The organism is Fretibacterium fastidiosum, assembly GCF_000210715.1.
Taxonomy (GTDB): Bacteria; Synergistota; Synergistia; order Synergistales; family Aminobacteriaceae; genus Fretibacterium; species Fretibacterium fastidiosum.
The window spans coordinates 1391560-1398572 of sequence record NC_021038.1 but is presented as its reverse complement, the minus strand read 5'-3'; the positions used below and the strand labels follow the sequence as shown (position 1 = coordinate 1398572).

General features: G+C 65.6%; 4 protein-coding genes. 1 reads left to right on the top strand and 3 read right to left on the bottom strand.

Annotated features, from left to right (window positions below; all coding sequences use genetic code 11):
• The 3 genes from SY1_RS06400 to nifJ all read right to left on the bottom strand — a co-directional run.
• A partial coding sequence (locus SY1_RS06400) for a DUF4153 domain-containing protein (RefSeq protein ID WP_208873124.1) occupies window positions 1–1414 on the bottom strand: 1414 nt, incomplete at its 3' end.
• A gap of 6 nt (window positions 1415–1420) precedes the next feature.
• Window positions 1421–2209, bottom strand: coding sequence for an LmeA family phospholipid-binding protein (locus tag SY1_RS06395; RefSeq protein WP_015556542.1), 789 nt, complete (start codon window positions 2207–2209; stop codon window positions 1421–1423).
• Window positions 2210–2401: 192 nt separating this feature from the next.
• Entirely contained in the window at window positions 2402–6007 is a 3606-nt protein-coding gene (gene nifJ / locus SY1_RS06390) for a pyruvate:ferredoxin (flavodoxin) oxidoreductase (protein ID WP_015556541.1), read from the bottom strand.
• Between the two features lie 374 nt (window positions 6008–6381).
• Here nifJ and SY1_RS06385 point away from each other — a divergent pair.
• Window positions 6382–7013 (top strand): hypothetical protein (locus SY1_RS06385; RefSeq protein WP_208873123.1); only part of this gene is annotated, 632 nt, incomplete at its 3' end.

The window sequence follows — 7013 nt, the reverse complement described above, 5'->3', positions numbered from 1 at the left end:
CCTGACAATCCTTCAATGGTTTTGAGAGGCTGCGCCCTTGCGGGTAGACCCTCGCGTTGTTGAGGATCTCGCGCCGCTGCGACGTGGGGGCGACGCTGCTCTCCAGGTCCCGCAGGTACTCCTCCGGGTCCACGGCCATCGCGGCGACGATCCGCTTCCGGATCGAGTCGGCCCGCGGCCCGCGGCTCTCCCTGAGGCGTTCCAGCGCGTAATTGCCGTACCGCCCCAGGCTGAAGCGCATGTAGAGATAATCGAAGTCCTCCGGGGCGATGCGTCCGCCCAGGAGCCGGTCGGCCTGGTTGTTCGCCGCCAGCCGGTAGGGGTCCAGCAGGGGGGAGTTCATGGCCGCGACGAGAAGCGTCATCATCAGGGCTGCCGCGACGTTGACCCGTCCGATGGCGGAGGGCCACTGGCGCATCAGGACGGCCCCCGCGTAGCCGACGCCCCATATCCCCGTCACCACCGCCAGGAACGCCGCCTGGATCCGGTCCACCGAGAGGCCGTACTGCTCCACCCGAAGCCCTAGAGAGTAGAGGCAGATCACCGTGTAGAAGGGGAGGCACAGGAGCGATATCTGCGACAGCGCGTTGACGGCCTTGCCGGTGAAGGGGCTCCGCGTTCCGTCCAGCCAGGCGGCGTTCGCCAGCAGGATCGTCCCCAGTTCCAGGAGCAGGATGAGGGAGCTGGCCTGCCCCGTGCTCCACAGCGTCCGCAGCCCCGAATAGGGCAGGCAGGCGACAAACACGACGGAGAGCAGGGAGAAGGGGGGCAGGAGCCAGGCCAGGATGGAGAGGATCCACCGCCCCAGGGAGTCGATGCCGGGGTGCTTCAGCGCGACGAATATGGAGACGGCGATCGTGAGCGTGGAGAGGGGGACGGCCACCATGGGGTGGAACAGGACGTAGGGGACGAAGTTCAGCCCCACGATGTCGAAGAGCAGGCTGGCCGTCAGCAGCAGCCCCCAGAAGACGGCCATGACGATGACGGCCTGAAAGAGCAGGAACAGGTTGCGACACAGCTGAAAGAATATCTCCGAGTAGGGCATTCTCCAGCTCCACGTGGCGATGCGGCACTGAAAGAAGGGGATCAGCAGGAAGACGGCCATGCAGGCCCGGATCACGTCCATCCTCTGAGACGGGACGAGGAAAAAGCCGTCGTTCACCGGCCAGACGGACCACAGCCGATAGGCGTAGAAGACGGCGAGCACCAGGGACAACCCCATCAGGAAGCGCCGAAGCCGCCTGCCCCAGTGCTCCTGCGCCAGCCAGAAGACGAAGGGGACGATGACCACCAGCGTCAGCGGAACGCAGAGGAAGGGGCCGCTTCGGGTGACGGAATACGCCCCCAACAGGAGGCCCTGAGCGAGCGCCGAGACGACGACCCAGAGGCAGCGTTTGCGGTCGATGCTGTTCATCGACGCCTACCGCGCGGTGTAATGATAGGTGACGCCGCGCTCCATCGGCTCCGGCAGCACGCGGGTGGAGAGGATGGCGCGGCCCTCCTCCAATTCGACCTTGTGCAGGCTCATCGGCAGGGGGAAGCGGTTGAGGTCCAGCAGGGGCTGAATCTGGGACAGGGCCTGATTCGTGATGTAGTCCGGCAGGTCGAGGCGATTGATCTTCACCTGCGGGTCCTTCAGCCACAGCTCCTTGTTCCCCACGATCTTGAGTCCGCTGTCGATCTCGATCAGAATGTCCAGCGTGACGAAGAGCACCTTCGCCATGTAATAGCCCCGGCCCTTCAGCCCCTCCGGCGCGATGGTCATGGCGACATGGCGCCAGTGGTCGTCCTCGCCGAAGGTCCTGGCCTCCAGGCTGCGGTTGATGTCGTCCTGGAGGATGCGCCCATAGGCGTAGATTCGGAGCGCGCTCCTGCACTCCACGTCGCCCGACGCCCAATTCTCCGGCGCGTTGAACTGCACGTCCAGCATACGGAACGTCAGTTTGTCCAGCCTCACGCCCTCGATCATGACGCCCGTCAGGTCCATGTACAGGTCCCGGTAGCGACCCGAGGCGTCCGGCTCTCCGTCGATGGTAAGCGTGAGCTCCTCCGGCGTGAAGCGGTTGACGTAAAAGGCCAGGAGGCGCGACGTCGGGTCCTTCGGCTCGATCCCGCCCCTGAACTCGAAATCCGACGCGGCAGCCGCGCCCTCCCACGCGAAGCACAACAGCGCGAGCGCACAAAGCCACGATTTAAAAGACGCCCTCATGATCGACGACCCCCTCAAAGATTTACGGAACCGGACGTTCCATCCCCTGTATTATAGACCATCGGAGACCATCGGACGGTCGTGGCGCGAAAGCCCCTGAAGCGACCACGCCGCGCGGGCAAAGCCAAAGAGGCGGGTCCGGGGCGATGCGCCCCGGACCCGCCTGGTCGCCTGTATTCAGCCGGCGGATGTTTACGCCTTGACGGGCACCGGGCCCATCTCCGCCATCGCCTTGTAGGTTTCGTAGCGCTCGCGCGCCTCCTGCGCGGCCTGCTCGAAGAGCTTGTCCGCGATGTCCGGGAAGCCCAGCTTCAGGGAGGCGTAGCGCACCTCGCTCATCAGGAACTCCTTGTAGTCCTTCGTCGGCGCCTTGGAGTCCAGGATGAAGGGGTTCTTACCCTCCGCGGCAAGGCTCGGATTGCAACGGTACAGGTGCCAGTAGCCCGCCTCGACGGCGTTCTTGGACTGAGCCTGGGTCTTGCCCATGCCCGCCTTGATGCCGTGGTTGATGCAGGGGGCATAGGCGATGATCAGGGAGGGCCCCTTATGGGCTTCGGCCTCCTTCAGCGCCTTGAGCAGCTGGTTCTTGTCGGCGCCCATGGCCACCTGCGCCACGTACACGTGTCCGTAGGTCATGGCCATGCGGCCCAGGTCCTTTTTGCGCACGCGCTTGCCGCTCGCAGCGAACTGCGCGATCGCCGCGGTGGGCGTGGACTTGGAGGCCTGACCGCCCGTGTTGGAGTAGACCTCGGTGTCCAGCACGAGGACGTTGATGTCCTCTCCGCTGCCCAGGACGTGATCCAGGCCGCCGTAGCCGATGTCGTAGCCCCAGCCGTCGCCGCCGAAGATCCAGACGGACTTCTTCACCAGGTAATCGTGGTACTCCGCGATCTTCGAGAACTCCGCCATGGCCTCGTCGCCGAGGTCCGCGTGCTCGTGCTCGTGACCGCCGCAGCAGCAGAACACCTCGTCCAGGAGCTCCTCCACCTTCGCCGCGGACGCCTTGGACTTCTCGCCGTCCAGGTGCGTGTCCAGCCACTCCTGAAGGACCTTCTTGTACTCCTCCGGGACGCACTCCATCTTGATCAGGCTCGTCACAGCCTCCACCAGGTAGTTCGTCTTGACGTTGACGGAGAGCTTCATGCCGTACCCGTACTCGGCGTTGTCCTCGAACAGCGAGTTCGCCCAGGCCGGGCCGCGGCCCTCGGCGTTGACCGTGTAGGGCATGTTGGGCGCGGAGCCGCCCCAGATGGAGGAGCAGCCCGTGGCGTTGGCGATGATCATGCGGTCGCCGAAGAGCTGGGTGATCAGCTTGGCGTAGGGCGTCTCGCCGCAGCCGGCGCAGGCGCCGCTGAACTCCAGGAGCGGGCGCTGGAACTGGCTGCCCTGGACGGTGAACTTGTCGACGACCTTGTCCTTGTCCGCCACGCCCTCGACGGCGTAGGTCCAGTTGTCGATCTCCCCCTCCTGAGAGGCCGTGGGCTTCATCTCGAGGGCCTTCACCGGGCAGATGTCCGCGCAGTTGCCGCAGCCCAGGCAGTCCAGGGTGTCCACCTGGATCTTGTACCGGTAGCCCGCCTCCTTGAGCGCCTTGGCCTTGGGGTCGACGGCGCCGAAGTCCTTCGGCGCGGCCTCCTGCTCGGCGGCGTCCAGGAGGAACGGCCGGATGGCCGCGTGGGGACAGACCATGGAGCACTGGTTGCACTGGATGCACTTCTCGCCGTTCCACTCCGGCACGTTGACCGCCACGCCCCGCTTCTCGTAGGCTGCGGTGCCGGAGGGGAAGCGGCCGTCCACGTACTCGCCCGTGAAGGCGCTGGCGGGCAGATCGTTGCCCTTCTGGGCGTTGATCACCTGGCATTGCCCGGTCACGAACTCCGGGATCTCGTCCGGCACACCGCGCTTCTGCACGACCTGGTCCGGCGCGGCGCTCCAGCCCTCCGGGATCTTGATCTCGATGAGGCTCTTCAGGCCCGCGTCCACGGCGTCGTGGTTCATCTTGACGACCTTCTCGCCCTTGCGGCCGTAGGTATCGACGATGGCCTGCTTCATGTACTGCACCGCGTCGTCGATGGGGATGACGTTCGCCAGCTTGAAGAACGCGGCCTGCATGATGGAGTTCGTGCGGTTGCCCAGGCCGATCTTCTGGGCCTCGTCCACGGCGTTGATGACGTAGAACTTCGCGCCCAGGTTCGCCAGCTTGCGCTTCAGGTCGGAGGGCAGGTGCTCCTCGAGGGCCTCCGGCGTCGTCCACTGCGTGTTGAGGAGGAACGTTCCGCCCTTCTTCAGGCCGGCCGTCAGGTCGTACTGGTTGACGTACTCCTGCTTGTGGCAGGCGATGAAGTCCGCGGAGTCGATGAGGTAGGTGGACTTGATGGGGGACTTGCCGAAGCGCAGGTGGGACACCGTGATGCCGCCCGACTTCTTGGAGTCGTAGTCGAAGTAGCCCTGCGCGTACATGTCGGTGTGGTCGCCGATGATCTTGATGGAGTTCTTGTTGGCGCCCACCGTGCCGTCGGAGCCGAGGCCCCAGAACTTGCAGCAGACCGTGCCCTCCGCCGCGGTGTCGATGTGGTCCTGCATCGGCAGGGAGCTGTCGTTCACGTCGTCCACGATGCCGATGGTGAAGTCGTTGCGGGGCTCGTAGAGCTTCAGGTTGTCGAACACCGTCTTGATGCAGCTCGGCGTCGTGTCCTTGGAGCCCAGGCCGTAGCGGCCGCCCACGACCTTCGGGGCGTTGGGGCCGTAGTCGAAGAACATGGAACGGACGTCCTCGTAGAGAGGGCCGCCCAGGGCGCCCGTCTCCTTGCAGCGGTCCAGCACGGCGATGGCCTTGACCGTGGAGGGGAGCGCCCGGAAGAAGTACTTCGGGGAGAACGGGCGGTAGAGGTGCACCTCGATGAGGCCCACCTTCTCGCCCCTGGCGTTCATCCAGTCCACGACCTCCTCCGTCGCCTGGCAGACGGAGCCGATGGCGACGACGACGCGCTCCGCGTCCGGCGCGCCGTAGTACTGGAACGGGTAGTACTCCCGGCCGTGGAGCTTCGACACCTGGCGCATGTACTCCGCCACCACGTCGGGCACGCGGTCGAAGTAGGGCTGCGACGCCTCCTTGGCCTGGAAGAAGATGTCCGGGTTCTGGGCCGTGCCCTTGACGAAGGGGTTCTCCGGGCGCATGGCGCGCTCGCGGAACGCCTCGATGGCGTCGTAGTCCACCAGCTTCGCCAGGTCCGCGTAGTCGTAGACGTCGATCTTCTGGATCTCGTGGGACGTGCGGAAGCCGTCGAAGAAGTTCAGCACGGGCACGCTCGTCTCGATGGCCGTCAGGTGGGCCACCGCGGCCAGGTCCGCCGCCTCCTGCACGCTGCCGGCGGCCAGCATCGTGAAGCCCGTCATGCGGCAGGTCATGACGTCGCTGTGGTCCCCGAAGATGGAGAGCGCGTGGGTCGCCAGGGCACGGGCGGAGACGTGGAACACTCCCGGCAGGAGCTCTCCCGCGATCTTGAACATGTTCGGCAGCATCAGGAGGAGCCCCTGGGACGCCGTGAAGGTGCTGGCCAGGGCGCCGGCGGAGAGCGCGCCGTGGATCGCGCCGGCCGCGCCGCCCTCGGACTGCATCTCCGTCACCTTGACGGTCTTGCCGAAGATGTTCTTGCGGCCGTGGGCCGCCCACTCGTCGATGTGCTCCGGCATGGGCGACGAGGGCGTGATCGGGTAGATCGTCGCCATCTCGGAGAACGCATAGGCGACGTGAGCGACCGCCTCGTTTCCGTCCATCGTTTTCCAGTTACGCTTCATGAAAAGATAACCCCCCTCAAAATGAATCCGACGGGAAGCCCAAAGGCTCCCTACGGCAAAGAAGACCGGCCCTCCCGCGCACTGCGCGTCGCCCGCGCCCCCTTTCGGAAGAGCCCAACGCAAAAAAATCCAGAAGGACACAATCCAAGACTTCTTCAACTCTTATTGTACTACAATCCGCGCAATTTTGAGCGCCCCCCGCGCATCCGCCGTGCCCGCGCCGCCGCGGAGAAAAATCGAGGTCCGATGCGCTGCGGCGTGCGCAAAGACGTTTTTCCGTGTAAAATTAAGGAAGTCTTTCGACAGGCGGGCTCCGCCGGGCACGCGGCGGCGCCAATTTGCAGGAAACTGCGGAAAGAAGAGGTCATGATACCATGAAGAGAGCACATTCCGTCCTGACGCTGGCGCTTCTGGCGTGCCTTGCGGCAGGCCCGGCAAGCGCGGCGACGTTCACGGTGACGACCGAGGCCGACGGCGGCCCGGGCTCCCTGCGTCAGGCCGTCGCCAGCGCCAACGCCAACGGCGAGTCCAACGTCATCAACGTCGCCCAGGGGGTCCGGACCATTCGGACCTCCTCCGAGATGCCCATCACCTCGAACCTCGAGCTCGACGGACGGGGCGTCACCATCGAGGGCAACTCCACCCGCATCTTCAACGTCTCCGGGGGCACGGTCGCCTTCCGTCGGATCACCTTCACCAAGGGTACGGCGCCCTCTCTCCAGAGCGGCGGCGCCGTGCTGGTGAGCGGGAACGCGAACGCGCAGTTCACGAACTGCACGTTCTTCGGCAACACTGCAAGCGTGGCGGGCGGCGCGGTCTGCGTGGACAGCGGCAGCCTGAACAGCACGACGTTCCAGTTCTGCACCATCGCGGGCAACAGCGCCGCCAGCGGCGGAGGCGTGGCCGTGGCGAACGGCGTGGCCAGCTTCCTGGGCGTCATCGCCGTGGGCAACCGCTCGACGGGGAGCGGCGCGGGGCGGCGACCTCCGCTTCGAGGGAACGGGCG

What these genes read in the sequence shown, in the direction of transcription:
- nifJ (WP_015556541.1), bottom strand. Translation starts at nt 6,007, where the DNA reads ATGAAGCGTAACTGGAAAACGATGGACGGAAACGAGGCGGTCGCTCAC.
- SY1_RS06395 (WP_015556542.1), bottom strand. Translation starts at nt 2,209, where the DNA reads ATGAGGGCGTCTTTTAAATCGTGGCTTTGTGCGCTCGCGCTGTTGTGC.